This is a genomic window from Novosphingobium gossypii (assembly GCF_050433305.1).
GTDB classification, from domain to species: domain Bacteria; phylum Pseudomonadota; class Alphaproteobacteria; order Sphingomonadales; family Sphingomonadaceae; genus Novosphingobium; species Novosphingobium gossypii.
Genome location: NZ_JBNPXM010000001.1, coordinates 1,095,603 through 1,122,388 on the forward strand (window position 1 = coordinate 1,095,603; position 26,786 = coordinate 1,122,388).

Here is a 26,786-nt window from a genome sequence, read left to right on the forward strand (position 1 = left end):
CGAACGGGTCCGTCATTCCCGTTTACGCGGGAATGACGGACGTTCGTTGAAACATAACGATTACGGGAGAGAGATCGCATGACCCTCTGGCGCAAGATCGAACGCAACGTGCGCGATACCCTTGGCGAGGGCGCTTTGTGGAGCGCACGCGACGGTGCGTTCTACTGGGTCGATATTCTCGCTCCCGCCCTCAACCGGCTGACGCTGGCGGATGGCAGCATCCAGCGCTGGGACATGCCCGCGCCGCTCGGCTGGGTGGCTGAACGTGCCACAGGCGGCCTCATCGGCGGTTTCCGCGACGGGGCCGCGCCGATCTCGCTCGATCCACTGACGGTGGGCGATCGTTCCGACCCCGAGCCCCACCTGCCCGGCAACCGCATGAACGACGGCAAGGCCGACCGCCACGGCGCCATCTGGTGCGGCACGATGGACATGAGCGAGGACGCGGTCTCCGGGTCGTTCTATCGCCTGTCTCCATCAGGCGAATGGCAGCTGATCGACTCCGACTATACGGTGACCAACGGCCCGGCGTTCTCCCCCTGTGGCAACTGGCTGTATCACACCGATTCCGGCCGCCGCACGATCTACCGCTTCCCGATCGAGGGCGAAGGCGTTGGCGCGCGCGAGGTCTTCGCCCGCTTCACCGAGGAGGACGGCTACCCGGACGGCATGACCACCGATGCCGAGGGCTTCCTGTGGGTGGCGCACTGGGACGGCGGCCGCATCAGCCGCTTCGCCCCCGATGGCACCCGCGACCGTTCTATCGAACTGCCCGCCCGTCGTATCACCAACATCGCCTTCGCTGGCGATAAGCTGGACCGCATGTTCGTGACTTCCGCCGCGAAGGACCTGCCGGACTCGGAGTTCGACGGCGCGCTGTTCGAAGTCGATGCCGGCGTGACCGGCAATCCTGCGGGCGTCTACGCCGGATAACCGCATGCGTCGTCCCGGCGCGATGCACAAAATTACACATTGCTACGAAAATGGTGCTTACGCGCCGCCGATCCGCCCGGCATATCGGGCCATATGTTCACTACCCGTCGTATCGTGATCGGCGGCGTCGTTCTCGGCGCCCTTGTCCTCCTCCTCGTATGGAAGCTGTTCCTTTCCGCCCCGGCCGAGCCTGACGTTGCCACGGTGAAAGTCACGCGCGGGGCGTTGGAACGCACCGTGGAGGCTACCGGCACGCTGGAACCCAAGGAACTGGTCAGCGTCGGCGCGCAGGTGTCGGGGCGGCTCGATCAGCTGAACGTGGCGGTGGGGGACGTGGTGCACCAGGGTGACCTGATCGGCCGCATCGACCCGCGCACCGCCACCAACAGCCTCGACACCGCCCGCGCAGACCTTGCCAATGCGCAGGCGCAGCTGGCGGGCGCCAAGGCCACGCTGGCGCGCACGCAGTTGGCCTTCAACCGGCAGAAGGCGCTTGGCGCAGGGGAAGCAACATCGCAGCAGGACTTCGAAACGGCGCGGCAGGAGCTGCAATCGGCGCAGGCAAGCTACGACGCGCTGCAGGCACAGATTCGCGCCGCCGCCGTCAGCGTGAACACCGCCGAAGTGCAGCTGGGCTTCACCAAGATCACCGCACCGATGGACGGTGTGGTGGTGGCGGTGGTGACCAAGCAGGGACAGACGGTCAACTCCAACCAGTCCGCACCAACCATCGTCATCCTGGCCAAGCTGGACGTCATGACGATCAAGGCCGAAGTGTCCGAAGCGGACGTCATCAACGTCAGGCCGAACCTGCCGGTCTACTTCACGATCCTGGGCGATCCCGACAAGCGGTATGAGGCCAAGCTGCGGATGATCGAACCGGCGCCCGAATCGATCGTAGACGAAGTGAACAGCACCTCCAGCAGTTCGTCCTCCAGCAGTTCCACATCCACCGCCATCTATTACAACGCGCTGTTCGAAGTACCGAACGAGGACAACCGCCTGCGCGCCCTGATGACCGCCAAGGTCACCATCGTGCTGGACCGCCGCGCCAATGCCCTGATCATTCCTGCGACCGCGCTGGGCGCCAGAGCCAAGGGCAGCACGTATACCGTGCGCGTAAAGACCGACGATGGCGCCATCGAAAACCGTCAGGTGAAGGTGGGCCTCAATAACAACGTCAACGTCGAAGTCGTCTCCGGCCTGAAGGAGGGCGAGGCGGTCGTCATCGGCGAAGCGAAGGCGGACGGCGAATCCTCCGGACGCGGTCGCAGGCGGATGGGCCCGCCGGGATTCTGAGCGCGAAGATGGACGTCACCCCCCTCCTCTCGCTCTCGCATGTCCGGCGCGAGTATCCGTCCGGCGACGGCGTGTTCGCCGCGCTGAAGGACATCGACCTGACCATCAACGCAGGCGAGATGGTCGCCATCGTCGGCCAGTCCGGTTCGGGCAAGTCGACACTGATGAACATCCTGGGCTGCCTGGACCGGCCCACGTCCGGCTCCTACCGCGTCAATGGCCGCGATACCGCGAAGCTGGAACCGGATGAACTGGCGGCGCTGCGGCGCGAACATTTCGGCTTCATCTTCCAGCGCTATCACCTGCTGACCGACCTGACCGCGCTGGGCAACGTCGAAGTGCCCGCCATCTACGCCGGCAAGCCGCGCGGCGAACGCGCCGGTCGTGCCGGGGAAATCCTTGCCCGACTGGGCTTGGGCGAACGCACGGGCCATCGTCCCGGCCAGCTTTCGGGCGGCCAGCAGCAGCGCGTCTCCATCGCCCGGGCGCTGATGAACGGCGGCGAGGTGATCTTCGCCGACGAACCGACCGGCGCACTCGATTCCGCCAGCGGCGTGGAAGTGATGGCGATCCTGGGTGAACTGCACGCAGAGGGCCACACCGTCATCATCGTCACTCACGACATGAAGGTGGCCGAACATGCAGAGCGGATCATCGAGATCCGCGATGGCGAGATCATCGCCGACCGCCACTCCGCCGACGCGAAACCCGCGCGCGCGCTGGCCCCGCCCCCGGTCGGCGCCAGCGGCTTCGGACAGCTGGCCGACCGCTTCCGAGAGGCGTTCCGCATGGCCGTGCTGGCCATGTCGGCCCACAAGCTGCGCACGTTCCTGACGATGCTGGGCATCATCATCGGCATCGCCTCGGTCGTGTCGGTGGTGGCGCTGGGCAACGGATCGCAGGCCAAAATCCTGTCCGACATATCGGGCCTCGGCACCAGCACCCTGACCGTCTACCCCGGCAAGAGCTTCGGCGACATGCGATCGGGCAAGATCCAGACCCTGAAGGACAGCGACGCCGAAGCGCTGGGCCAGCTTTCCTACATCGACAGCGTGACGCCCAGCGTCTCTACCAGCGTCACCGCGCGCTACCGCAACGTCGCCGCGACCGCACAGGTCAGCGGCGTGGGCGCCGACTATTTCCGCGTGCGCGGGCTGAAACTGATCGCGGGCGGGCTGTTCGATACGCAGGCGGTGCGCCGCCTGGAGCAGGATGCGGTCATCGACGAGAACACGCAGAAGACCCTGTTCCCCGATGGCGAGGATCCGCTGGGCAAAGTCGTGCTGCTGGGCAAGGTTCCGGTGCGGATCGTCGGCGTCGTCGGCACGCAGCAGCAGGGTTTCGGCGGTAGCGACAGCCTGACCGCCTACGTCCCCTACACCACCGCGATGAGCCGGATGCTGGGGCAGAGCTACGTCTCCAGCATCACCGTGCGCATCAGCGACAACGTATCCACGTCGGCGGCGCAGGACGCGGTGACGCAGTTGCTGACCCAGCGGCACGGCACGGTGGACTTCTTCATCAGCAATTCCGACGACATCCGCCAGACCATCACCAGCGCCACGCAGACGATGACCCTGCTGGTCGCGGCGATCGCCGTGATTTCGCTCATCGTCGGCGGGATCGGGGTGATGAACATCATGCTCGTCTCGGTCACCGAACGCACCGCGGAGATCGGCGTGCGCATGGCCGTGGGCGCGCGCCAGTCCGACATCCTGCAGCAGTTCCTGATAGAGGCGATCCTGGTCTGCCTGATCGGCGGCGTGATCGGCGTCGGGCTGTCGCTGGCGGTCGGCGTGGTGTTCTCCTACCTCGCTTCCGACTTTGCGATGGCCTATTCGACGACATCGATCGTCGCGGCGTTCGCCTGTTCCACCCTGATCGGTGTCGTGTTCGGCTTTCTGCCCGCGCGCCGGGCGGCGGCGCTCGACCCGGTCGACGCCCTTTCGAGAGACTGATCGTGCCCTTATCCCAGCGCTCCCACATGCGAAGCCGCCTGCTTGCCGTCCTCGCTGTCCTGCCGATCACCGCCGGCTGCGGCAGCGTCACCCGCTCGCACTATGCGCCGCCACCTTTACCGGTCGCCGCTGCCTGGGACGCGACCCCGCTTGGCGATCCCGCGCGACCGGGCAGCCTGTGGTGGAACGCCTTTGCGGACCCCGCTCTCACTTCCGTGGTCGACCGAGTACTGGCCGCGAACCCGAACCTTGCCGCCGCAGGCCTGCGCCTGAAGCGGGCGCGGCTGTCTTCGGACCTTGCGCGGCAGGCCCTGCTGCCCAGCCTGTCAGCTGGCCTGTCCTCCGATGCTTCCAAGGCGCTGGACGGCGGCACGCCATGGAACAAGGGCAGCGCCGCCTCGCTCAATGCCTCGTGGGAGATCGACCTGTTCGGGCGGCTCGATGCGCAGGCGGACGCCGCCCGATGGGAAGCGCACGCCACCGCGCAGGATCTGGCCGAAACCCGGCTGGCGCTGATCGGCACCACCGTCCAGACGTGGTGGCAGCTGGGCTATGCCAACGAGCAGATTGCGCTGGGCGAACAGAGCCTTGCCTACGTGCGCCGGGCCCTGGCGCTGGTGCAGCGGCAGTACGATGCGGGCGCGGTGTCGCGGCTGGAACTGCGTGACGCCCAGCAGACGGTGGCGGCGCAGGAATCATCCCAGACGCAGCTGGTGCAGGCACGGGTAGAGGCGCTCAAGACCCTGGCCGCCCTGTTGGCGCAGCAGGACCATGCGGGCGACGAACCGCGCACGCTGCCGCAGGCCGACCTGCCCGGCATCACGGCAGGCGTTCCCGCATCGCTGCTGGCCCGCCGCCCGGACCTTGCCGCTGCCGAACTGCGCCTGCGCTCCACCCTGGCGACGAGCGATGCCACGGTGGCGGGGTACTATCCCACATTCAGCCTGACCGGCGCGCTGGGCACGGCCAGTTCGTCACTGCTCAAGTTCTTCACCAATCCCGTCGCCAGCCTTGGCGGCGCGCTGTCGCTGGCGGAGCTGAACCCGGCCAAGGTGCGGCTGGCGACCGGCGTGGCGCGGGCGGATTACGACATCGCCGTGCAGGATTTCCGCACGACCTTCTACGATGCCCTTCGCGACACCCAGATCGCCCTGTCGGCGCGCGACCAGTACATCCGGCAGGCCCGGTTCGCACAGGCCAACTACGATGCCGCGGTCGATGCCGAGGCGCTGTACGAGCGGCAGTATCGCGCGGGCCTGATCCCGCTGCGCAGCTGGCTGGACGCACAGGAGCGCGCCCGCAGCGCGCGCAGCGGCCTGATCCAGAACCGCTACAACGGCCTTGTTGCGCAAGTGCAGGTCTATCAGGCGCTTGGCGGCCAGCCGACCGGGATCTGAGACGTCAGAGCAGCCAGCCAATCGGTAGACGCTGCGCAATGCCGATCATCAGACCGGCCAGCGCGCCCATCCCGGGTTCCTGCGTGGTTTCGTCGCCATCGCAGGTCCAGCGCAGGCGGTCCTGCGCATCAAGGGTCACCTCGTAGGCGGCATCCGGGATGATCGTCTCGAACGCGTCGGCGACATGCTCCGCCAGCAAAGGACTGTGGATCACGAAGCCCATCTCGGTATTGAGCCGCAGCGAACGCGGATCGAAGTTGAACGAGCCGACGAACAGCCGCTCCCGGTCGGCGGTGATGGTCTTGGCATGGATGGTCGATGCGCCCGAACGCAGCGCGGCGAAAGATCCGCTGCCGGTCGGGCGCAGGCGACTGCCGATGCCCAGCCGGTTGCCTTTGCGCCGTTCCCTCCTGCTGGGCGCATCGCGCACCGTCGCCGCCGTCTCGAACAGGCGCACGCCCGCACGCAGCAGCCGACGGCGCCAGGGCGCATATCCCGCATGGACCAGCGCCACGTCAGTGGCGGAATAGCCGTTGGTCAGCACCGTGACCTTCACGCCCTCGCCCGCCAGCGCTTCCAGCTGCGCACTTCCCTGTTCGCCCGGCACGAAATAGCCCGAGACGATCGCCAGTTCGCGCCGGGGCTTGCCGATCGCACCGTCCAGCTTGCCTGCCAGCAGATCCGCCTCGTCCATGTCGTGCACGACTTTGGCGGGATCGTCGCTGATCATGCGGACCTGCGCCCACTCCAGATCGAGCGTGCCTTCGGTCGCCTCGCGTACCAGCGGCAGGCTTTGCAGGCGGTCGACATAGCGGCGGGCGGACGCATCGCGTTCCACCACCGACGCGCGCGTGGTCAGCTTTCGGCGCTGCCTTCGTCCTAGGATCGGCAGGATCTGCCGCGCCGGGTAGGCGGAATCGCTGGACCAGTAGCGCTCGAAATCCGCCTCAACCTCCGCCGCGACCGGGCCCATCGCCAGCACATCCAGATCGGCGAACAGCCCGCCGTCTCCCGCGCCGAAATATTCGTCTCCGACGTTACGCCCGCCGACGATGGTGACGGCACCGTCCACGGTGAAGCTCTTGTTGTGCATCCGCCGGTTGAGCCGCCCGAAATCGACAAGGAAGCCGATCGACTTGGGATAGCGGATGCGGAACGGGTTGAAGATCCGCACTTCGATGTTGGGATGATCGTTCAACGCCGACAGGATCCGGTCAAGCCCGGCGATGCCGTTGTCGTCCAGCAGCAGCCGCACCCGCACGCCGCGCTGGGCGGCGGCGTGGACTGCTTCCAGCAGCAGCGTGCCGGTGCGGTCGCCGTGCCAAATGTAGTATTGCAGGTCGAGCGTCCGCTCCGCCGCCTGCGCCAGAAGGTAGCGCGCCGCAAAGGCATCGACCCCGTCCGACAGCAGGTGCAACCCCGACAGCCCCGGATGGCGGGCCGCCCGCTCACGCGCGGTCCGCGCCAGCTTGCTATCGCTTGCGTGCGGCGGCCGGGATCTGCGGCGGGCTCGGCGGCGGGGCAAACGGTTGGCCCGGTGCAGCCCGAAACCTGCAGCCGCCACCGCCGCCAGCACCAGGCCGGGGGCCAGCAACCCCTTGAGCCACTGCTGCATGCCTGGTTCTCCCCTAAACATCTGATAAGACGGCCCACCGCTCCTTTTTAACCCCGGCACGCCCAACTTGTTTCAAGCTGGGGAGCGGGCTTGCGGACCAATCGCCCCTGACGCCCTCAGGTGATCACGTTCGGAGCGGTCCTGCCGGTGTGCGCCTCGATCCCCGCGATCGCTTCCGCCGCCGCGATCTGATGCTCCAGCATCGCGGCCGTTTCCGCGTCGAGGTTCCCGAAGCGCGGCTCGTAGCGTTCGAGGTACACGCGAAGGGTCGCCCCTTGCGTACCGGTGCCGGACAGGCGCAGCACGATACGGCTGCCGTCCTCGAACAGGACGCGGATGCCCTGGTTGGCGCTGACCGAACCATCGACCGGATCGGTGTAGGAAAAGCTGTCCGCGTGGCTCACCGTCAGCGGCCCGAAAGTCTTGCCCGGCAGCGTTGCCAGTTGCGCCCTCAGGCCATCCATCAGCGCGTTCGCGCCTTCGCTGGCGATGCCTTCGTAATCGTGCCGTGCGTAGTAGTTGCGCCCGTAGCGTGCCCAGTGTTCGCGCGCGAGGTCGTCAACGCTGATGCCGCGCACCGCCAGGATGTTGAGCCACAGCAGCACCGCCCAAAGCCCGTCCTTCTCGCGCACATGGTCAGACCCGGTGCCCGCGCTTTCCTCGCCGCAGATGGTGACCTGTCCCGCATCAAGCAGGTTGCCGAAGAACTTCCAGCCGGTGGGCGTCTCGAAGACGGGGACGCCCAGCGCTTCGGCCACGCGATCGGCGGCGGCGCTGGTCGGCATGGAGCGCGCGATGCCCGCCAGCCGCCCGCGATAGGCCGGCGCGATCTCTATGTTGGCGGCCAGCATCGCCAGCGAATCCGACGGCGTGATGAACCGTCCGCGCCCGATGATGAGGTTGCGGTCGCCATCGCCGTCCGACGCCGCGCCAAGATCGGGCGAGTCCGGCGACATCATCAAGTCGTAGAGATCCTTTGCATGGATCAGGTTCGGATCGGGATGATGCCCGCCGAAGTCCTCAAGCGGCACGGCATTAACCACGGTGCCCGGCGCGAAGCCGAGACGGCCTTCCAGGATTTCCTTAGCATAGGGGCCGGTCACCGCGCTCATCGAATCCATGCGCATGGTGAAGCCCGAGGCGACGACCTTGCGGATCGCGTCGAAGTCGAACAGCTCCTCCATCAGGTCGGCATAGTCGGCCACGGGATCGATCACCTGCACCACGGTTCCGGCAACGTCCACCTCGCCCACGGCGTCGAGGTCGATGTCGGGCGCCTCCACCGTCAGCCAGCGGTCGATCGTGCCAGTACGCTCATGCACGGCGTTGGTGATGCCTTCAGGCGCGGGACCGCCGTTGGCGATATTGTACTTGATGCCGAAATCCTCGTCCGGGCCGCCGGGGTTATGGCTGGCCGACAGCACCAGGCCGCCGCTGGCGCCGTACTTGCGGATGACGTGGCTGGCCGCCGGCGTCGACAGGATGCCGCCCTGCCCCACTAGCACGCGCGCATAGCCGTTCGCTGCTGCCATGCGGATCGCCTGCTGGATGACGGTGCGGTTGTGGAAACGCCCGTCGCCGCCGATCACCAGCACCGCCCCGGCCTGAGGCTGCACCACGTCGAACACAGACTGGATGAAGTTCTCTGCGTAGTTGGGCTGCTGGAAAATCTTGACCTTCTTGCGCAGGCCGGACGTGCCGGGAGCCTGGCCATCGTAGGGGGTGGTCGGGACCGTGACGATCTGGGTCAAGCTGAATGTCTCCATGGAATACTGCGATAGCATGTGTGCACGATACGACACTTTCGTGTCGCCGCGTCTATTGTCAAATCATGCTTGGGCAATGCCCGGAGCGACAATCGGTTGCCGTTGCAGGTTCATTAACCCGCCTATAAGTATTCAACCTAGGATACCTTAGCCCTACCCTGCGCCGAGCGTACAGGCGCGCCGCATGAGTATTACCGGATGCACGTACAATCCGCCCCGGTCGACGAAGCCGCCCGCCTTGCCGCCCTGCAGCGGCTTGCCATTCTCGACACCCCGCGCGAGGCGGCCTTTGACAATATTGTCAGCCTTGTCCGTACGGTGTTGCACGTGCCGATCTCCGCCGTAACCCTGGTGGACCGCGACCGGCAGTGGTTCAAGGCGATCGAGGGTCTGGACGCCACGGAAACTCCGCGCAGCGAATCGTTCTGCGCCCACGCCATCCAGCGCAACGCGCCGCTGCTGATCCCGGATGCAACGCAGGATGACCGGGTGTCCGACTATCCGGCGGTGATGCAGGATCCGCACGTTCGCGCCTACGCCGGGGTGCCGTTGGTCACGTCTGACGGTTACAACGTCGGCGCCTTGTGCGCAGTGGACACCAAGGCGCGCGAATTCACCGAAGGCGAAGTGGCGATCCTGCGCGACTTTGCGCGCATCGTCGTCAACGAGATGGAACTGCGCCGCATCGCTGAGCGCGACCAGTTGACCGGCGCCCTCAGCCGGCGCGGCTTCATCGAGAAGGTGAACCAGGAAATCGCCCGCTGCCACCGCTATGGCCGGGACGCCTCGCTGGTGCTGATCGACGTGGATCACTTCAAGTCGGTGAACGACAGCTGGGGTCATCCGGCGGGCGACGCGGTACTGCGTGAACTGGCCGCCACGCTGCAGGAGGCGGGCCGCTCCGCCGACGTGCTGGGCAGGTGGGCGGCGAGGAATTCGCCATGCTGCTGCCCGAAACAGGCGTGCCCGAAGCGCTCGCCGCCGCCGAACGCTTTCGCGCGGCGGTGGAGGCGCGGCCCATCGTGGTGGCGCCTTCCCGCACCATCGCGATCACCGCCAGCTTCGGAATTGCTGCCCTGGATCAGAGCATCACCGTGGCCGAAGAGTGGCTCGCCAAGGCGGACGAGCCGCTTTACGAGGCGAAGCGCGGCGGGCGCAACCGCTGCGTTCTGGGGTAAGCGCTTTTTGCCACGGTGCGTGAAGCCACGCCGCTCGGGTCATCCTTATCGAACAGGCGCGACCATCACCGTCACACGCGCTTCGCCGTTCCCCGCGATCTGCAGGAAATGGCGCCCAACCGGCAGATCGTAGTCCACCATCTTGGCAATGCCGGAGCAATCCGGCCCATGGCCATGCCCCACCGATGCGACCGCCTCGCCATCGACGATCACTTCCACCCACGAGCGCCCGCTCTGCGCTATGCGATAGCGGCCGGGCCGGGCCACATCGAACGCCAGCAGCCCGCCATAATTGTCACCCTTGGCAGGCTTGCGCGGTTCCACTGTATACACGACCCTTGATGCAGGCAGGAGGGTGACCTCAGCCGCAACGCCCTGCACCAGCAGCGCCTTGCTGGCGATAGCGCCGACTTTCGCTGCCGCCATTGCCTTGCCATGAGCCGCGCTCCAGCCCGTCAGGTCCGCAGGGATCGCTGCAGCTGTAGTGCAAGCGCCGCCATGCTCCTCGGTCGGCTGCGCAGCATGGGCGACAGTGCTGGCGCCCAGCGTTGCGAAAAGAAGAAATCCTAGGCCCCGTGTCATGGTAGATGGCTCCATACCGTTGCTATGAGAGACGCCGCGCAAGATACTATGTACGACGCGATATAGAAACGCTTCAAGCCGAAACGGGAAAGCGATCAAGAACACCTTCGGGCAATGCGTCGCAGTCCGACAATCCCACACTAAAGCAGCCCCAGCGCCTTCATGCTGGCGACGTGGTTTCCCGCCACTACGCAATGATCGTCGAGCCGTATCTCCAGCGGCTCGACGACGACGCGCAGCTGCAGGGTGGCCGCGATGTCGTCGCTGCTGGGACGGGCCGCGCCGGAGGGGTGGTTATGCGCCAGGACCACCCGGTGCGCGTCAAGGTCGAAGGCACGCCGTACCGTGGGCCGCAGCGGGATCAGGCATTCGGTGCGCCGCACCCCGGTATAGAAATCCTCGGCGATGTAGATCCCCTGCACGTTGCAGAAGACCACCAGCACGCATTCTTCGCGGCGACTGCCGAGCCGTGCGACCAGATAGCGCCGGAACGCCTCGGACCCGGTATCGAGTGGTACTCCCAGCATGGCCTCACGCGCGGCGGCCTCTGCCAGATCGCGCGCCGCAACGATGGCCGCAACGACCGCAAGGTTCGCGCCGCCCTGCCCCGCCAGCGCATCCCTCAGGGCTTCTGCCGAGGCCGAATAGAGCGTGCGCAGCGACCCGAAGCGCAGGATCAGCTGTCTTGCAACCTCCGGGGCGGCGGGTCCGGCGCAGGGGGCCAGAAGCGCCGCCAGGACGCATAGTTGCCCAGCTTCCTGCGCCGCGACATGTGACACACTACCCCCAGCACGATCGCCACGAACTGGATGTAGGACGGCGTTATCGCCATCACGTCGTAGGCGAAGCGGTTGATCTCCTCCAGCGCCAGACGGTAGAAGTGGCCGAACATCGCGATGATCTGGGCCCCGGCTATCCATAGCGGGTACACCCGGTTGGCCTGGAGCGCGACGACGAACATGCAGGCCATGGCCACCGCGTCGATGAACAGGTGACCGATATTGGTGTGGCGCCAGATGAACGACCCGCCCAGCGCCAGATGGTGCAGCTTGTCCACCACGCCCATCCCCGCCAGCAGTCCGGAGCAGATGCACTCCGGCTGCGGAAGCCTGCGAACCAGGCAGTAGAGGAAGAGCAGCACGTAGACGGCAAGCTGGATCTTGTCCTTGTGCACCCACAGGATCGCCAGCCACGACAGGTCAGGCATGACGATGCCTTTCCCCTCGCGGCGGCGATCCTGCGCAATGGAATGCGTTAGCCCTCGCCCGCGTCAGGCAGCGCGCAAAACAGGCTCCGAGCTGATGGCGCCCTTTTCGGGACAGCTGCCCTCGTCGTCGGTGATCGCCTTCACTTCGCGACCGATGCCACGCAGTTCCTCGTGCACGCGGATCATGTCGTTCTGGCTTTCGATCAAGGTGCGCTGGGCCTTGGCAAGGCGCATCAGTGCAGTCTGGCCGGTGAAGACCTGAACACCGTCGGCCTGGCGGGCGAGCAGCATCGATTCCATCAGCCGCGCCGAAGCGAGCAGCGCGGAATCGAGCGAAAGTTCGGCCTCGGGAAGCTGGCGGGCGATCCGGGCAGTGGCGGCGGCAATGGTCATCGACATGGTAGTCCCCCTGACGCGGCCCCGGCTCGGCGGGCGCGCCCATCACACAGTTGGTTTCAGGAGGGCGGGACAAAGCCGTCAGACCAGGTCTGCAAGCGCCCGGACCACACCCAGACCGACCATCGCCACCAGCAGGATCCCCCCAGCTATGGCGATCATGGCCGCAGTCCGGCTCAGCCCGGCATTTGCCCCGTCGAGCACCTCCGGGACCACCGGGAAGTAGGCATCCCGCTGCCACGGAGCAGTGACGGTGTACGTCACGGCATCCGAGAGAGCGAGGCCCACTGCCCGGTCGTCCTGCACCGTCAGTGGCGGTTCGAGCGGGGTTTCAGGAACCTGAGGAATCTTATCTGGTATCGGATTACAGGCTGCATCCAGGTCCAGGAGGTACTGTCGATAGGCGCGCGCCAGTTCCGCCCGCGGCGGCGAACCGGTGCGGATCCGCACGCCTTCGATGCGCTGGTTGACCGCGCTTTCGGAGATGCCCAGTTCCCAGGCGATTTCCTTGCTGGTGCGATTCTCGGAGACGTAGCGCAGCACTTCGTGCTGTTTCGGCGTCAGTCCGGGCAGGACGCGCATGAGGGTTTCGCTGTGTGCGCGCAGAGATCCCTGTGCCTTGGAATTATCGTCAATCATAGCCTGCCGGAAAGCCATCACGCATCAGCATCGAATGTAATCAATGACATGCATCTATAGCAACCATAACTCCGGTTAGCTAAATTTTATCAATCAAAACGTTCAATATGGATGAAATAGCCAAACAAGAACGCCCCGGGAATATCCCGAGGCGTTCTGCTGATCCGGTATGAACGGGAAGGACGATTATTCCTCGCCCATGCGCAGGGCGGCGATGAAAGCCTCCTGCGGAATCTGGACGTTCCCATATTCGCGCATGCGCTTCTTGCCTTCCTTCTGCTTGTCGAGCAGCTTCTTCTTGCGGCTGATGTCGCCGCCATAGCACTTCGCGGTCACGTCCTTGCGCATGGCGCTGATGGTTTCGCGGGCGATCACCTTGGCGCCGATGGCCGCCTGGATCGGCACCTTGAACATGTGGCGCGGGATCAGTTCCTTCAACCGCTCGACCAGCTGGCGACCACGCGGCTCGGCCTGGCTGCGATGGACGATCATCGACAGCGCATCGACCGGCTCGTTGTTCACAAGGATGTTCATCATCACGAGGTCGCCTTCCTGAAGGCCGATCTGCTCGTAATCGAAGCTGGCATAGCCGCGGCTGATCGACTTCAGGCGATCGTAGAAATCGAACACCACTTCGTTGAGCGGCAGTTCGTACGTCACCTGCGCGCGGCCGCCGACATAGGTCAGATCCTTCTGGATGCCGCGCCGGTCCTGGCACAGCTTGAGGATCGAGCCGAGGTATTCGTCAGGCGTATAGATGATGGCCTTGATCCACGGCTCTTCCATGTCCGCGATCTTCACTGGATCGGGCATGTCGGCGGGATTGTGCAGTTCCTTCACGGTGCCGTCGGTCATCGTCAGGCGATAGACCACCGAGGGCGCCGTGGTGATGAGGTCCAGGTCGTACTCGCGGCTCAGGCGCTCCTGGATGATCTCCAGGTGCAGCAGGCCGAGGAACCCGCACCGGAAACCGAAACCCAGCGCCGCGCTCGATTCCATCTCGAAGCTGAACGAGGCATCGTTGAGGCGCAGCTTGCCGATCGATTCGCGCAGCTTTTCGAAGTCGTTCGCATCGACCGGGAACAGGCCGCAGAACACCACCGGCTGCACTTCCTTGTAGCCCGGCAGCGCCTGCGTGGCGCCCTGCTTCACGGTGGTGATGGTGTCACCGACCTTGGCCTGCTCCACTTCCTTGATCTGCGCGGTGATAAAGCCGATTTCGCCGGGGCCGAGTTCGGGCAGATCGATGCGCTTGGGCGTGAAGCAGCCGACGCGGTCGATCAGGTGTTCGGTGCCGCCCTGCATGAACTTGACGTTGAGCCCCTTCCTGATCACGCCGTCGATGACGCGCACCAGGATGACCACGCCCAGATACGGGTCGTACCACGAATCTACCAGCATCGCCTTCAGCGGCTTGTCGCGCTCACCCTTGGGCGGCGGGATCTTCTTCACCACCGCTTCCAGCACTTCGGTGATGCCGATACCCGACTTGGCGCTGGCCATGACCGCCTCGGAAGCGTCGATACCGATCACTTCCTCGATCTCGTTGCGGACCTTTTCGGGTTCGGCGGCGGGCAGGTCGATCTTGTTGATGACAGGCACGATTTCATGGTCGTGCTCGATCGACTGGTAGACGTTGGCCAGTGTCTGCGCTTCCACGCCCTGCGCCGCGTCCACCACCAGCAGCGCGCCTTCGCAGGCCGCCAGACTGCGGCTGACTTCATAGGCGAAGTCGACGTGGCCCGGCGTGTCCATGAGGTTCAGTTCATACGTCACGCCATCGGACGCGGTATAGTTCAGGCGCACGGTCTGCGCCTTGATGGTAATGCCGCGTTCCTTCTCGATGTCCATGTTGTCGAGCACCTGGGCGCTCATCTCGCGCTCGGACAGGCCGCCGGTGGTCTGGATCAGACGGTCGGCGAGAGTCGACTTGCCATGGTCGATATGGGCAATGATGCTGAAGTTACGGATCTGCGCGAGTTCGGTCATGGCAGCGCCGTTAGAGCATTTTGAGCCGGTGTGAAATCACCCGCGACGACGGAAAATGCGAAAAATGGAGCATCCGTGTGGCAATTCGCCTTGTCAGAGCGCGCGGTGCCGTCAGGCGGTGCGCCGAAGGGGCGTATTGTCCGCCCTTTCCCGCCGTGCCCGCGCTGCCGAGAACAGCACTGCGCCCGCGTCATCAAGCTCAAGAGACTGTGCGAATTCAAGGCCCATGCGGTCCTCCTTGCACCAGCGCGTCTGCGCCATCACGACATAGCCTTCCGACAGATGCACCCCGAACGTAGTCCCTACCGGCACGTTCCACAGCCCTTCGATCATGGCGCCGCTCTGCGAGATGTTGCGGATGGTGCCATCGTAGCTGTGTGGGCCGTGCTCCAGCACCACCTTGCGCAGCATCGTCTGGCGGCTGGCTCGGGCCGAGCGCGGGCCTTTCGCCACTGCGACCAGTCCGTCCGCCAGCTTCGCCGTCACTCCCTGCGCGCTCAGCGGGCGTTCGTAGATGAAGCCCTGAACGTGGCTGCAGCCGAGCATGCGGACGAGGTCCAGCTCGTCCATCGTCTCGACGCCTTCCGCCGTCGTCTCCATGCCCAGCGCCTCGGCCAGGCTGACGATGGACGAGATGATCGCGCCATTGCGGCTGCCCTGGATGGTGGCGCCGCGCACGAAACTCTGGTCGATCTTGATCTTGTCGAACGGCGCCTTCTTCAGGTAGCCGAGCGAGGAATAGCCCGTCCCGAAATCGTCCAGCGCCAGACGCACGCCCAGGTTCTTGAGCGCCGAGAACATCGTCTCGGTGGTCTTGTCATCGCCCAGGAACACGCTTTCGGTGATCTCCAGCTCCAGCCGCGATGGGGCGATGCCCGCCGCCGCAATGGCGCTGGTGACGATGGCAGGCAGCGCCGCGTTCGCGAACTGCAGGGGCGAGACGTTGACGGCCACGCGCACTTCCTCGGGCCATGTCGCCAGATCGGCACAGGCCGTGCGCAGGGCCCATTCGCCGATCTGTGCAACCAGCCCGGTTTCTTCCGCCACCGGCACGAACTTGGCCGGAGAGATGTAGCCGTGGACCGGATGGTTCCAGCGCAGCAGCGCTTCGAACCCGGTGATCGCCTCGCTCGTGGTGCGCACCTGCGGCTGATAATGCAGTTCCAGCGCGCCGTTGGCGATGGCATCGCGCAAGTCCTGCTCCAGCTGCTGGCGTTCCTTGGCATCGGAATGCAGGTCTTCGTCGTAAAAGTGATGCCGCCCGCGCCCGCCGCCCTTCGCCGCATAAAGCGCAAGGTCGGCGTTGCGGATCAGGGCGTCGGCGGTCATCCCGTCGTCCGGGCACAGCGCGATGCCCACGGACGCGCCGATGACCACGCGCGCGCCCTCTATTGTATACGGTTGCGAGAGGTTTTCGATGATGCGGCGGGCCAGATGCGCCAGCCCTTCGCGGTTTTGGACACCGTGCAGGATGACCTGAAACTCGTCGCCACCCAGACGGCCCACGCGCCCGCGATCGCCGACGGTGCTGTTCAGCCGCTCGGCCACCTGCTTGAGCAGGGCATCGCCCGCCGGGTGTCCCATCGTGTCGTTGACCTGCTTGAACCGGTCGAGGTCGAGCAGGAATACCGCGCAGGCACGCGTTTCGATGCGCGGACTGGTGAGGATCTTCTCCAGCCACTCCGACATCTGGAACCGGTTCGCCAGCTTGGTCAGCGAATCGAAGCGTGCCAGCTGGGTGACGTGCGCCTGCGAACGGCGCTTCTCGGTCAGGTCCGTGCCCGAGCCGCGAAAGCCCATGAAGTTGTTGAACTGGTCCAGCACGGGGCGGCCCGAGATCGACCACCAGCGCTCCTCCGCCTCGTTCGTGGCCGCGCGCACCCCCAGATCCTGGAACGAGGAGCGCGTGTTGAGGTGGAACACCAGCGTGCGTTCGCCCTGCTGGCCGCCTGCCGCCAGCCGGAACATGCCGGTGAAGGGCTGCCCTGCAAGTTCGGCGGCGCTGCCACCCAGCAGAGCGGCGATCGATTCGGTGACATACGTCACGCGGCCCTGCCTGTCCGTTTCCCAGAACCAGCCCTGCCCGGTCTGCTCGTATTCGTGCAGCAACTGTTCGGCGCGGCGCTGTTCCCGCTCGCGCTCGGCATGATCAAGCGATTGCGTTGCCACGCTGCCCGCCTGCCGTATCGCAACCAGCAGGCCGATGATCCCGCCGATGGTCAGCAGCAGGATGGATGTCACCGACCCCTGCTGAACCGCGGCCCCGCCCCACAGGCCAATCGTCGCTGCGATGATTGATGTCAGGCGGCTTTCCAGAAGCGCCGTCGCGAGCAAGACGACGATGACGAAGACGTTGGCCGTAATCTCCCACCCCAGGCCGGGGTGCAGGTTCGTCCAGCGTGCCGTGCCGGATCCGAACAGCGCCATCGGCATCACCACCGCGACCCCCAGCAGCGGATAGCGCTGCCACCCTTCGGGCGCGATGCCGCGCTCGATTCGGGCAAGCGAACCGCCGGCCAGCGCCAGCGCCATGCCCGCCGCCACGCAAAACGCGGAGGCAATATCGGGCAGCGTGCGGGACACCAGCCCCATCAGCCCGGCACAGACCAGCATGACCGGCGCCATCAGCATCCAGCGGCGCGAAACGAAATAGTGCAGGCAGTCGCCGGCATCGGATCGGGTGCGCCAGCGGGCGAACCCGGCAAACGGCGACGTCGCCGGAACAGCCGCCGATTCGGCGCTCACCGCGTTGGCCTCGGCTCCGTCTGCGGCGGGCACAGCCCTGCTTCCGGCGCTCGCGCGCGCCGCCCGTCGTTCTCCTCGTACAGCCGGATTTGCCATGGCCGCACCATGGCGTCGGCCGTCTTGCGAAAGCGTTAAGCGCCGAGCCGCACAGCACATTCGGGGCAACGATCGGCCCTCTGGCGCATTTTACTTGATAGCGCTGCCCGGTCATGATTGCCTGTCCACCAGACCGGCGATCGATCCGCAGTCCGGGACCGGCAGCCGGCCTATGACGGGAGACATAGCCATGCGCCATATCGCCATCGTCGGATCGGGTCCGGCGGGTTATTACACAGCCGAAGCGGCACTCAAGCAATGGGGCGATCACGTTCGCGTCGATATCTTCGATGCCCTGCCGGTGCCGTTCGGCCTGATCCGCAGCGGGGTCGCGCCCGATCATCAGCACATCAAATCCGTTGCCGACCGCTATGAAAGCACAGCGCTGAACAGCAACGTGCGGTTCGTGGGGAACGTGAAGCTGGGCCGCGACCTATCAGTTGCGGAGCTTCAGGGCCTTTACGACGCCGTTATCCTGGCGACCGGCGCGCCCGCCGACCGCGCCCTGGACATACCGGGCGCCAACCTCGGCAACGTCTTCGGATCGGCGGCCTTCGTCGGCTGGTACAACGGCCACCCGCAGTTCGCCGACCTGCACCCGCAGCTGGATGCCGATACCGCCGTGGTCATCGGCAATGGCAATGTCGCGCTGGACGTCGCGCGGCTGCTGGCGAAATCCCCCGAAGAGTTCGAGGGCACGGACATCGTGGCCCATGCACTTGCCACGTTCGCACGCTCTTCCGTGCGCCGCATCGTCATCCTTGGACGGCGCGGGCCGCATCAGATCGCGATGACGCCCAAGGAACTGGCCGAGCTTGCCGCCCTGCGCCGTTCCCACCCCGTGGTCGATCCCGCCGACCTGCCGCCGGTGGAGGCCGACGCCCCGCTCGACGTCAACTTGCGCAAGTCGCTGGCCTACCTGCGCGGCTTCGCCATCGGCCCTGCCCCTGACCGGGACGAGGCCGATGCCGAGGAAGTCGTGATCGAGTTCGACTTCCTTGCCGCGCCGCACGCGATCCTGGGCATCGATGGTCGGGTGGAAGCCGTCGAAGTCGAACGCACGCGGCTGGAAACCGGACCCGGCGGCCCGAAGGCGGCGGGCACTGGAGAACTCTATCGCATCCCGGCTGGCCTCGTCGTCTCGTGCATCGGGTATCAGGCGACGCCGATTCCGGACATTCCCTATGATGAACAGGGCGGTCGCTTCGCCAACGTCGACGGGCGCATTCGCCCCGGCCTCTACTGCGTAGGCTGGGCGCGGCGCGGGCCGACCGGCACCATCGGCTCCAACCGGCCCGACGGCTTTTCGGTGATCGACAAGGTGGCTTCCGACCTTCCCGACAACCTCGGCAAGTCCGGGCGCGCCGGGTTCGATGCTATGGCGGAGGAACGCGACCTGAAGGTGGTAAAGTTCACCGACTGGCAGAAGATCGAGGAGGCCGAAGTCGCCGCCGCCCGCAACGGCTCCCCGCGTGAGAAGTTCGTGGCGGTGGAACGCATGATAGAAGCCGCCGCCCGCACCTGATGCGGTTGCCTGAATGAAAAAAGGCCGGGGTTTGCGCCCCGGCCTTTTCCTGTGTTCCGTACCGTCCGGTCAGACGCGCATCGGCATCAGCACGTAGAGCGCGGGGCTCTTTTCGTCCTGACGGATCAGCGTCGGCGCGGCGGCGTCGGCAAGGTGCAGTTCTACCGTGTCGCCATCGATCTGGCCAAGGATGTCCTTGAGATAGTTGGCGTTGAAGCCGATCTCGAACCCGTCCGACGCATACTGCGCGGGCACTTCCTCAGCCGCCGTGCCGTTGTCGGGCGAGGTGACCGAAAGCGTGACGCGGTCGGTATCGAGCGCCATCTTCACGGCGCGGGTCTTTTCGGTGGCGATCGTCGCCACGCGGTCCACGCCCTGGAAGAAGGTCTTGGGATCGACCTTGAGCAGCTTGTCGTTCCCGGTCGGGATGACGCGGGTGTAATCGGGGAACGTGCCGTCGATCAGCTTGCTGGTCAGCACTACGCCGTGTTCGCCGCCGAGCGTGAAGCGGATCTTGCTGGCGGACAGGTCGACGAGGACGTTTGTGTCCAGCGCCTCTTCCAGCAGCTTGCGCAGTTCGCCCACGCATTTGCGCGGCACGATCACGTCCGGCATGCCTTCCGAACCGTCCGGGCGGGCGATAGTGAAGCGCGCCAGACGGTGGCCGTCGGTGGCGGCGGCCTTCAGTTCCTCGTCGCTGACGTGCAGGAAGATGCCGTTGAGGTAGTAGCGCGTTTCTTCGGTGGAGATCGCGAAGCGGGTGCGGTCGATCAGCTGGGCCAGCGTGGCTGCCGGAACCTCGAAGCTGGTGGGCAGTTCGCCTTCCGCGATCATCGGGAAGTCGTCGCGCGGCAGCGTGGGCAGCTGGAAGCGGCTGCGTCCGGCCTTCACGACCATGCGGTTGTCTGCCGAATCGAGGCTGACCTGGCTGCCTTCGGGCAGCTTGCGCGCGATGTCGAACAGCAGGTGCGCTGAAACCGTGATCGCGCCCGCCTGCTCCACCGAGACGGCGCCCAGCGTTTCCACGACCTGCAAGTCGAGGTCGGTCGCCATGATCCGAAGCGAACCGCCGGCGGCGGCCTCGATCAGGACGTTGGAGAGGATCGGAATGGTATTGCGGCGCTCGACGACCGACTGCACGTGGGAAAGGCAGCGCAGCAGCGTGGAACGTTCAATAGTGGCCTTCATGACAGCCTCAAGTCCCCCTTGGTCGGGCACGGGATACGGGTATCCCTCAAGTTCGGACGCCTATCTCTAACGGGAGTCCGGGGCGCGGCAAGCTGGATATGTCCGCAAAACCGCGAATCTGGGGATAAATCGGGGGTTTGTCCGTCTTTCATTCCCCGGAGGCCGCCGCCGCCCCGGATCACGCCCGGGACGGCGGTTGCATCAGATCACACCATCACCATGCCGCCGTTGACGTGCAGGGTCTGGCCGGTGACGTAGCCCGCTTCCCGGCTGGCGAGGAAGACGGCGGCGGCGGCGATGTCGTCGCCTTCGCCCATGCGGCCCATCGGGATGCGGCCGTTGAGCGCGTCCTTCTGCGCTTCGGGCAGCACGTCGGTCATCGCGGTGCGGATGAAACCGGGCGCGATGCAGTTCACGGTCACGCCGCGGGAGGCCAGTTCCTGCGCCAGGCTCTTGGACATGGCGGTGATGCCGCCCTTGGCCGCGCAGTAGTTCATCTGGCCGGGGTTGCCGGTGGTGCCGACCACCGATGTCACGTTGACGATGCGGCCGAAGCGGGCCTTCATCATCGGCTTGGTGACCGCGCGCATCAGGCGGAAGGTGGATTCAAGGTTGATGCGGATCACCTGATCCCACTCCTCGTCCTTCATGCGCATCGCCAGATTATCGCGCGTGATGCCGGCATTGTTGACGAGGATGTCGATCTTGCCCAGCGATTCGAGCGCGGCGGGCACCAGCTTCTCGACCTGCTCGGCGTCGCCGAGGTTGCAGGCGATGGCGACGTGATCGTGCTCCTGAACGTGCTGCGGGGTGTGCTCGTCAAGCTCGTCGCGGAAGGCGCGCAGCTTGTCGGCGTTGGAACCGGAAATCGCCAGACGGCAACCCTGCGCGGCAAGCGCGCGGGCCACAGACGAACCGATCCCCCCGCTCGCACCGGTCACCAGGGCAGTCATTCCGTTGAGGTTGAACATGGGAAACTCCTAGATCGCCATCCCGGCGATGCTTCATCAGACGGCCAGCCGCCCCGGGTCAAGCCCGGGGGGCAAGCATTAGAGGCTCTTGGCCAGTTCCTCGATCTCGGCCATCGAGGTGGCGGCGGTGACGTCCACTTCGCCTGCCGAACGCTTGATCATCGGGCCGACGACCTTGCCGCCGATCTCGACGAAGCGCTCCACGCCGGCCTCGCGCATGGCGATCGCGCTTTCGCGCCAGCGGACGCGGCCGGTGACCTGTTCGACCAGCAGGCGCTGGACTTCGGCCGGGTCAGTGACGACGGCGGCGGTGACGTTGGCGAACAGCGCCACGCGCAGTGGCCCCGGAGCGGTGGCGGCCAGCGCCTCGGCCATGGCGTCGGCGGCGGGCTGCATCAGCGGGCAGTGGAAGGGCGCGGAGACCGGCAGCGCGATACCGCGCTTGATGCCGTGGTCCTTGACCAGCGCGATGGCGCGCTCGATCGCTTCCCTGTGGCCCGAGATGACGACCTGCGTGGGATCGTTGTCGTTGGCGACGGCGCACACCTGACCTTCGGCGGCCTGTTCGGCAAGCGCGGTGGCCTTCTCGATGTCGGCGCCCAGCAGTGCAGCCATGGCGCCTACGCCGAGCGGCACGGCGGCCTGCATCGACTGGCCGCGCAGCTTCAGCAGGCGCGCGGTGTCGGCGAGGCTGAACGCCCCTGCGGCGCACAGCGCGGTATATTCGCCCAGCGAGTGCCCGGCGACGAAGTCCGCCTTGTCGGCCAGGGCGATGCCGCCTTCCTTCTCCAGCACGCGCAGCACGGCAATGGCGTTGGCCATGATCGCGGGCTGGGCGTTCTCGGTCAGGAGCAGCTGGTCTTCGGGACCATCGGTCATGATGCGCAGCAGGTTCTGGCCGAGTGCATCGTCGACCTCCTGGAACACTTCACGCGCGACGGCGCTGGCCGCAGCGAGTTCGGCGCCCATGCCGACCTTCTGGCTGCCCTGACCGGGGAAAACGAATGCACGCATCGTTGCGTAGCTCCTGTTCATGGCGGCGGGCAAAGCCACACGCCGCGTTAAAAACGATTGTGGCGCGGGGCGTTATTGACCTTCGCCGCCAAGGGCAAGCCCCCGGTCACCCTAAAGCGATATCGACGGTGACGCCCTTGGAAAAGTCGCCCGCCTTGCGCCGCACGTAATCGTAGAAGCCGACGAGGCTCTCACGCGGTTCGTACAGTTCGAGCATGTGGCCGTAAGTGGCGAGCGTATCGACGAAAACATAGCGGAACCCATCCGTCATCGCGGCATCCAGCGCCAGTTCGTGCCCCTGCCCGACGAACCCGGCTACCGCCTCGTCCAGATCGTCGACGAACAGTGCGACGTGGTGCAGCCCCTGCCCGCCGGCGCCTTCCGGGTACAGGTCGTGAAAGGCGGATGGGCCGGGATTGTTCTGCTGGCAGAACTCGATCATCACCTCGCCCCACTGGCCATAGGCGCTGGAGTGGTCCAGCTGCCGTTCCACCCCGCGATGCACCGCGCGGGTGAGCGGTATGCTGTCGGCCACAAAATAGGGGCCGGACCCGAAGGCGGCGGCATGGGCGCGCGCTGCGGCGCGCACGTCGGGCACGAAATAGGCGATCTGGCGGATCGGCAAGGCGGCCATGCTGAAACTCTCCCGTTGTCTTTGGCGGGAAGAGTGCCCCGTCCGTCAGCCGAAGGGAACTATCTTGTTGGCGGCATCGTGGCCGATGTCCGCGGCGCCCAGGAACGGGATGGCGTGGCGCCGGCACCAGTATTGCGCAATCTCCAGCGCGTCGGCACCAAAGGGGCGGTCGTTGTCCGGCACGTCGCTGACCCGGCCCAGCCGCAGCCCGGCGATGCCGCCCAGATGCGCGGTGGCGTTGAAGAACAGGCGGTCGACGGCGTAGAGGTACTCGGACACCTCCTCCACCATCACCACATGGTTGGCGAGGCCGGGCATCAGCCGCGTGCCGCCCAGCATCGCCAGCGTCATCAGGTTAAAGGCGACCACGGGGTGGCGGTCGTTCCCCAGCGAGGGTTCAAGCCCCTCCCGCTCCCCCGCCAGAAAGCCCAGCGCCCGCCGCACGGCATCTGCCCCGCCGCTGCGCCGCACATCGGCCAGCATCGGGCCATGCACCGGCCTGCCGATACGCTCGCGATAGAGGCCGCCCAGCAGGTAACCCGCGTCGGAATAGCCAAGGTACGTCTTCTGCCCCGCCGCGCGGTTCATCCGGGCCAGCGCGCTTTCGGCGATCCGGCAGGCGCCGTAGCCGCCGCGCGCGAACCAGACGGCATCGAATGCAGGCTCGTTGGCGCATTCCAGCAGTGCCTCCAGCCGCCGGTCGTCCGATCCGGCGAAATGCCCGTCCACCGCAAAGCACTGGTCGTGTATCACCAGTTCCAGACCGGGAAACTCCGCCGCGGCCAGCGCTCGGACGGCCTCCGCATCCTCGGGCGTGATCGGGGTGGACGGTGCGCATACGGCGATACGGGTCATGCCGCGTACCTATCGCGCCCCATCACGGTTGTCACGGCAGGGAGGTTGTCACGCAGGGCAAGGTTGCATACGGCTGGCACCATGAACGACGCGACCGACCTGACCGCCCACCCCTGGTTCTTCTGCGGCATCGGCGGCTCCGGCATGTTGCCGCTGGCCCTGATCCTCAAAGGCCACGGCGCCGAGATCGGCGGCTCGGACCGCAGCCGCGATCAGGGCCATGGCGCGGAGAAGTTCGGCTGGCTCGAATCGCTGGGCTTCCGGCTGTTCCCGCAGGACGGCAGCGGTGTGATTTCGGAGCGGCAGACGCTGGTGGCCTCGGCGGCGGTGGAGGATACCGTACCCGAAGTGGTGCGCGCCCGCGAACTCGGCTGCCCGCGCATGAGCCGCGCGCAGCTGCTGGCGACGCTGTTCAACGCCGCGCCCTTCGGTGTGGCCATCGGCGGCACCTCGGGCAAGTCCACCGTCACCGGCATGACCGGCTGGATCATGACCGCAGCAGGCCGCGACCCCACGATCATGAACGGCGCGGTGATGAAGAACTTCGTCGCGCCGGACGCCCCCTTCGCCAGCGCGCGCGTGGGCGCAGGGGATGCCTTCGTTTCCGAAGTGGACGAGAGCGACGGCTCCATCGCGCTCTACCAGCCCAAGGTTGCGGTGCTGGGCAACGTCAGCCTCGATCACAAGAGCCTTGAGGAACTGCGCGACCTCTTCGGCGATTTCCTTGCCCGCGCCGACGTTTCCGCGATCAATCTCGACGATGCCGAGACTGCCGCGCTGGCCCACCGCGCCCGCGCGCTGGTAACGTTCGGGATCACGTCCCCCGACGCGCAGATCGGCGCGCACGACATCGTCGAGGGGCCGACTTCGCTGTTCGCCACCATCCTCGACCAGCGCGACGGCACCGCGCACGACCTGCGGCTCAAGGTGCCCGGACGGCACAACCTCTACAACGCGCTGGCCGCCATCGCCGCCGCCAGCGCCGCCGGGGTGGCCGTGGCGGATGCCGTCGCCGCGCTGGGCAGCTTCGAAGGGCTGGCCCGGCGGTTCGACATCGTCGGCACCTCGCCTTCCGGGATCACGGTGATCGACGACTTCGGGCACAATCCCGACAAGGTATCGGCCACGCTGGCGACGCTGAAGGCGCATCCGGGGCGGGTGATCGCGTTCTTCCAGCCGCACGGCTATGGCCCGCTGCGGCAGATGGGAGCGGAACTGGCGCAAGTGCTGGCCACCCAGCTTGAGCCGAACGACGTGACGATCCTGTGCGATCCGGCCTACTTCGGCGGCACCGTGGATCGCAGCGAAGGCAGCGAACGGATCGTGCGCCTGATCGAAAGCCACGGCGGCAAGGCGGAATACATTCCCGCCCGCGCGGACTGCGGCAAGCGCATCGCTGAACTGGCCCGACCCGGCGACCGCGTGGTCATCATGGGCGCGCGCGACGACACCCTGACGGTCTTCGCGCGCGAGGTGCTGGCCGCCCTGCCCTGACGCCGTTCTCGCCCCGGTCCGGGACGAGGGGTTTATCAGTGCCCCTTGCCGCGGGCCTTGGCGATCAGGTGAACGATCACTGCCACCACCGCTCCCAGCACCAGCCCGACCACGGCCGAAGCGGCTGCATAGCCCAGCCAGCCGAATACCGGCCCCAGCGGCCCGGTCGCGTCCGCCAGCACGTGCTGGATGTCGTGCGCGACATGCGCGGGCGCCGGCACGCCCAGTTCCTCAAGCCCGTGCAGGATGATCCCGCCGCCGACCCACAGCATCGCCACGGTGCCCACGCTGCCCAGCAGCTTGAGCACCACCGGCATCGCCTTCAGCAGCCCGCGTCCCAGCGCCTGCGCACTGGCGCCGGGCTTTTCCGTCAGGTGCAGCCCAACATCGTCCATCTTCACGATCAGCGCCACTGCGCCATAGACGGCGATGGTGATCGCGATGCCCACCAGCGCCAGCGTGACCGCGCGGGCCAGCAGAGTCTCGTCGCCGACTTCGGCCAGCGCGATCGCCATGATCTCCGCCGAGAGGATGAGGTCGGTGCGCACGGCGCCCGAAACGCGGGTCTTCTCGAACGTGGCGGCGTCCTCGATCGGGTCTTCCAGCGTTTCGCCGTGCTTGGCGCCGCCCAGCTTTTCCAGCACCTTCTCCGCGCCTTCGAACGCCAGGTACAGGCCGCCCAGCATCAGGATCGGCGTGATCGCCTGCGGCAGGAACGTGCTGAGCAGCAGCGCGATCGGCAGCAGGATCACCAGCTTGTTGAACAGGCTGCCCTTGGTGATCTTCCAGATGATCGGCAGTTCGCGGTCCGGCGTGAAGCCGGTGACATAGCCCGGCGTCACCGCCGCATCGTCGATCACCACGCCTGCAGCCTTGGTGCCCGCCTTGGCGACGCCCGCCCCCACGTCGTCGAGGGATGCGGCGGCAGCGCGGGCGATGACCGAAACGTCGTCTAGCAGGGCGACAAGGCCGGAAGGCATTACAATTCCTTTTGTTTGCAGATGCGAAGATGCGCAAGCAATGCAGGTTGAACGAAGTACGATCAAGCGAAAGCGGAACTGACTTAAAAGCTCCCGCTCCCGGCCGTTCTTCTGGACATGTGAAGAGCGCTCCACTTCCGGGGCCGCTCGATAGGCTTACCGGGGTTCAACACATGTCTGTCATCAACACCAACATCAGCGCGATCCGCGCTTCGAACGCTTCCAATTCGGCCAACAAGATGCTGGGCACGGCGATGGAGCGCCTGTCGACCGGCAAGCGCATCAACTCGGCCAAGGACGACGCGGCGGGTCTGGCGATCTCGAC

23 protein-coding genes are annotated in these 26,786 nt (G+C 66.1%); 8 read left to right on the forward strand and 15 right to left on the reverse strand.

What is annotated here, in order from left to right; all coding sequences use genetic code 11:
* The first annotated feature begins 78 nt into the window (after positions 1-78).
* The 4 genes from GGR40_RS05520 (at position 79) to GGR40_RS05535 (ending at position 5,587) form a co-directional block, all read left to right on the forward strand.
* Positions 79-933: an SMP-30/gluconolactonase/LRE family protein gene (locus GGR40_RS05520; protein ID WP_429275160.1), complete on the forward strand. Its 855-nt coding sequence runs from the start codon at positions 79-81 to the stop codon at positions 931-933.
* A 93-nt stretch (positions 934-1,026) separates the two neighbouring features.
* Complete coding sequence (locus tag GGR40_RS05525) at positions 1,027-2,232, forward strand: efflux RND transporter periplasmic adaptor subunit (RefSeq protein ID WP_429275161.1); 1,206 nt, start codon at positions 1,027-1,029, stop codon at positions 2,230-2,232.
* Between the two features lie 8 nt (positions 2,233-2,240).
* The gene (locus tag GGR40_RS05530) at positions 2,241-4,190 is read left to right on the forward strand and encodes a MacB family efflux pump subunit (protein ID WP_429275162.1); all 1,950 of its coding nucleotides are present in this window, start codon (positions 2,241-2,243) and stop codon (positions 4,188-4,190) included.
* A gap of 26 nt (positions 4,191-4,216) precedes the next feature.
* Positions 4,217-5,587, forward strand: a complete 1,371-nt coding sequence (locus tag GGR40_RS05535; RefSeq protein WP_429275163.1) for an efflux transporter outer membrane subunit — start codon at positions 4,217-4,219, stop codon at positions 5,585-5,587.
* Positions 5,588-5,591: 4 nt separating this feature from the next.
* On the opposite strand, the gene GGR40_RS05540 is transcribed toward GGR40_RS05535, so the two are convergent.
* Positions 5,592-7,202 carry a phospholipase D family protein gene (locus GGR40_RS05540; RefSeq protein ID WP_429275164.1) on the reverse strand — a complete coding sequence of 537 codons (1,611 nt, stop codon included), beginning with the start codon at positions 7,200-7,202 and terminating at the stop codon, positions 5,592-5,594.
* Positions 7,203-7,318: 116 nt separating this feature from the next.
* Positions 7,319-8,953, reverse strand: a complete 1,635-nt coding sequence (locus GGR40_RS05545) for an alpha-D-glucose phosphate-specific phosphoglucomutase (RefSeq protein WP_429275165.1) — start codon at positions 8,951-8,953, stop codon at positions 7,319-7,321.
* Positions 8,954-9,166: 213 nt separating this feature from the next.
* Here GGR40_RS05545 and GGR40_RS05550 point away from each other — a divergent pair, with 213 nt between their 5' ends.
* The gene (locus tag GGR40_RS05550) at positions 9,167-10,279 is read left to right on the forward strand and encodes a GGDEF domain-containing protein (protein ID WP_429275166.1); all 1,113 of its coding nucleotides are present in this window, start codon (positions 9,167-9,169) and stop codon (positions 10,277-10,279) included.
* On the opposite strand, the gene GGR40_RS05555 is transcribed toward GGR40_RS05550, so the two are convergent.
* From GGR40_RS05555 to GGR40_RS05585, 7 genes are all read right to left on the reverse strand, one after another.
* Positions 10,192-10,728: a hypothetical protein gene (locus GGR40_RS05555; RefSeq protein WP_429275167.1), complete on the reverse strand. Its 537-nt coding sequence runs from the start codon at positions 10,726-10,728 to the stop codon at positions 10,192-10,194. The genes GGR40_RS05550 and GGR40_RS05555 overlap by 88 nt on opposite strands.
* Before the next feature lie 140 nt (positions 10,729-10,868).
* Positions 10,869-11,507, reverse strand: a complete 639-nt coding sequence (locus GGR40_RS05560; RefSeq protein WP_429275168.1) for a JAB domain-containing protein — start codon at positions 11,505-11,507, stop codon at positions 10,869-10,871.
* Positions 11,405-11,935, reverse strand: a complete 531-nt coding sequence (locus GGR40_RS05565) for a hypothetical protein (RefSeq protein ID WP_429275169.1) — start codon at positions 11,933-11,935, stop codon at positions 11,405-11,407. The genes GGR40_RS05560 and GGR40_RS05565 overlap by 103 nt, the downstream gene beginning before the upstream one ends.
* 63 nt (positions 11,936-11,998) lie before the next feature.
* A complete protein-coding gene (locus GGR40_RS05570; protein ID WP_429275170.1) occupies positions 11,999-12,334 on the reverse strand; it encodes a hypothetical protein in 336 nt (111 codons plus the stop codon).
* A gap of 78 nt (positions 12,335-12,412) precedes the next feature.
* On the reverse strand, positions 12,413-12,913 hold the full coding sequence (locus tag GGR40_RS05575; RefSeq protein WP_429275171.1) for a helix-turn-helix transcriptional regulator: 501 nt from the start codon (positions 12,911-12,913) through the stop codon (positions 12,413-12,415).
* 243 nt (positions 12,914-13,156) lie between these two features.
* Complete coding sequence (gene lepA, locus GGR40_RS05580; RefSeq protein WP_429275172.1) at positions 13,157-14,959, reverse strand: translation elongation factor 4; 1,803 nt, start codon at positions 14,957-14,959, stop codon at positions 13,157-13,159.
* 111 nt (positions 14,960-15,070) lie between these two features.
* Entirely contained in the window at positions 15,071-17,800 is a 2,730-nt protein-coding gene (locus GGR40_RS05585) for an EAL domain-containing protein (RefSeq protein ID WP_429275173.1), read from the reverse strand.
* 190 nt (positions 17,801-17,990) lie between these two features.
* Between GGR40_RS05585 and GGR40_RS05590 the strand changes: the two genes are divergently transcribed.
* Positions 17,991-19,325 (forward strand): FAD-dependent oxidoreductase, encoded by a 1,335-nt coding sequence (locus tag GGR40_RS05590; protein WP_429275174.1) that lies wholly within the window; start codon positions 17,991-17,993, stop codon positions 19,323-19,325.
* A 69-nt stretch (positions 19,326-19,394) separates the two neighbouring features.
* Here the strand turns inward: GGR40_RS05590 and dnaN are convergent, their stop codons facing one another.
* The 5 genes from dnaN to GGR40_RS05615 form a co-directional block, all read right to left on the reverse strand.
* Positions 19,395-20,513, reverse strand: coding sequence for a DNA polymerase III subunit beta (gene dnaN, locus GGR40_RS05595; RefSeq protein ID WP_429275175.1), 1,119 nt, complete (start codon positions 20,511-20,513; stop codon positions 19,395-19,397).
* 206 nt (positions 20,514-20,719) lie between these two features.
* Positions 20,720-21,484: a 3-oxoacyl-[acyl-carrier-protein] reductase gene (fabG, locus tag GGR40_RS05600; protein WP_429275176.1), complete on the reverse strand. Its 765-nt coding sequence runs from the start codon at positions 21,482-21,484 to the stop codon at positions 20,720-20,722.
* Between the two features lie 78 nt (positions 21,485-21,562).
* Complete coding sequence (fabD, locus tag GGR40_RS05605; RefSeq protein ID WP_429275177.1) at positions 21,563-22,498, reverse strand: ACP S-malonyltransferase; 936 nt, start codon at positions 22,496-22,498, stop codon at positions 21,563-21,565.
* 106 nt (positions 22,499-22,604) lie between these two features.
* Positions 22,605-23,132, reverse strand: coding sequence for a VOC family protein (locus GGR40_RS05610; protein ID WP_429275178.1), 528 nt, complete (start codon positions 23,130-23,132; stop codon positions 22,605-22,607).
* 45 nt (positions 23,133-23,177) lie between these two features.
* Positions 23,178-23,987, reverse strand: a complete 810-nt coding sequence (locus GGR40_RS05615; protein WP_429275179.1) for an LD-carboxypeptidase — start codon at positions 23,985-23,987, stop codon at positions 23,178-23,180.
* Between the two features lie 81 nt (positions 23,988-24,068).
* Between GGR40_RS05615 and GGR40_RS05620 the strand changes: the two genes are divergently transcribed.
* Complete coding sequence (locus GGR40_RS05620; RefSeq protein ID WP_429275180.1) at positions 24,069-25,481, forward strand: glutamate ligase domain-containing protein; 1,413 nt, start codon at positions 24,069-24,071, stop codon at positions 25,479-25,481.
* A gap of 35 nt (positions 25,482-25,516) precedes the next feature.
* On the opposite strand, the gene GGR40_RS05625 is transcribed toward GGR40_RS05620, so the two are convergent.
* Entirely contained in the window at positions 25,517-26,461 is a 945-nt protein-coding gene (locus GGR40_RS05625; protein ID WP_429275181.1) for a DUF808 domain-containing protein, read from the reverse strand.
* 173 nt (positions 26,462-26,634) lie between these two features.
* On the opposite strand from GGR40_RS05625, the gene GGR40_RS05630 reads away from it, so the two are divergent.
* The coding region (locus GGR40_RS05630) for a flagellin N-terminal helical domain-containing protein (RefSeq protein WP_459077263.1) at positions 26,635-26,786 on the forward strand (152 nt) is incomplete at its 3' end.

Bases quoted from the DNA above. Each gene is read 5' to 3' on its own strand.
- GGR40_RS05520 (WP_429275160.1), top strand. From the start codon at position 79: ATGACCCTCTGGCGCAAGATCGAACGCAACGTGCGCGATACCCTTGGC.
- GGR40_RS05525 (WP_429275161.1), top strand. From the start codon at position 1,027: ATGTTCACTACCCGTCGTATCGTGATCGGCGGCGTCGTTCTCGGCGCC.
- GGR40_RS05530 (WP_429275162.1), top strand. From the start codon at position 2,241: ATGGACGTCACCCCCCTCCTCTCGCTCTCGCATGTCCGGCGCGAGTAT.
- GGR40_RS05535 (WP_429275163.1), top strand. From the start codon at position 4,217: ATGCGAAGCCGCCTGCTTGCCGTCCTCGCTGTCCTGCCGATCACCGCC.
- GGR40_RS05540 (WP_429275164.1), bottom strand. From the start codon at position 7,202: ATGCAGCAGTGGCTCAAGGGGTTGCTGGCCCCCGGCCTGGTGCTGGCG.
- GGR40_RS05550 (WP_429275166.1), top strand. From the start codon at position 9,167: ATGCACGTACAATCCGCCCCGGTCGACGAAGCCGCCCGCCTTGCCGCC.
- GGR40_RS05555 (WP_429275167.1), bottom strand. From the start codon at position 10,728: ATGACACGGGGCCTAGGATTTCTTCTTTTCGCAACGCTGGGCGCCAGC.
- GGR40_RS05565 (WP_429275169.1), bottom strand. From the start codon at position 11,935: ATGCCTGACCTGTCGTGGCTGGCGATCCTGTGGGTGCACAAGGACAAG.
- GGR40_RS05570 (WP_429275170.1), bottom strand. From the start codon at position 12,334: ATGTCGATGACCATTGCCGCCGCCACTGCCCGGATCGCCCGCCAGCTT.
- GGR40_RS05575 (WP_429275171.1), bottom strand. From the start codon at position 12,913: ATGCGCGTCCTGCCCGGACTGACGCCGAAACAGCACGAAGTGCTGCGC.
- lepA (WP_429275172.1), bottom strand. From the start codon at position 14,959: ATGACCGAACTCGCGCAGATCCGTAACTTCAGCATCATTGCCCATATC.
- GGR40_RS05585 (WP_429275173.1), bottom strand. From the start codon at position 17,800: ATGGCAAATCCGGCTGTACGAGGAGAACGACGGGCGGCGCGCGCGAGC.
- GGR40_RS05590 (WP_429275174.1), top strand. From the start codon at position 17,991: ATGCGCCATATCGCCATCGTCGGATCGGGTCCGGCGGGTTATTACACA.
- dnaN (WP_429275175.1), bottom strand. From the start codon at position 20,513: ATGAAGGCCACTATTGAACGTTCCACGCTGCTGCGCTGCCTTTCCCAC.
- fabG (WP_429275176.1), bottom strand. From the start codon at position 21,484: ATGTTCAACCTCAACGGAATGACTGCCCTGGTGACCGGTGCGAGCGGG.
- fabD (WP_429275177.1), bottom strand. From the start codon at position 22,498: ATGCGTGCATTCGTTTTCCCCGGTCAGGGCAGCCAGAAGGTCGGCATG.
- GGR40_RS05610 (WP_429275178.1), bottom strand. From the start codon at position 23,132: ATGGCCGCCTTGCCGATCCGCCAGATCGCCTATTTCGTGCCCGACGTG.
- GGR40_RS05615 (WP_429275179.1), bottom strand. From the start codon at position 23,987: ATGACCCGTATCGCCGTATGCGCACCGTCCACCCCGATCACGCCCGAG.
- GGR40_RS05620 (WP_429275180.1), top strand. From the start codon at position 24,069: ATGAACGACGCGACCGACCTGACCGCCCACCCCTGGTTCTTCTGCGGC.
- GGR40_RS05625 (WP_429275181.1), bottom strand. From the start codon at position 26,461: ATGCCTTCCGGCCTTGTCGCCCTGCTAGACGACGTTTCGGTCATCGCC.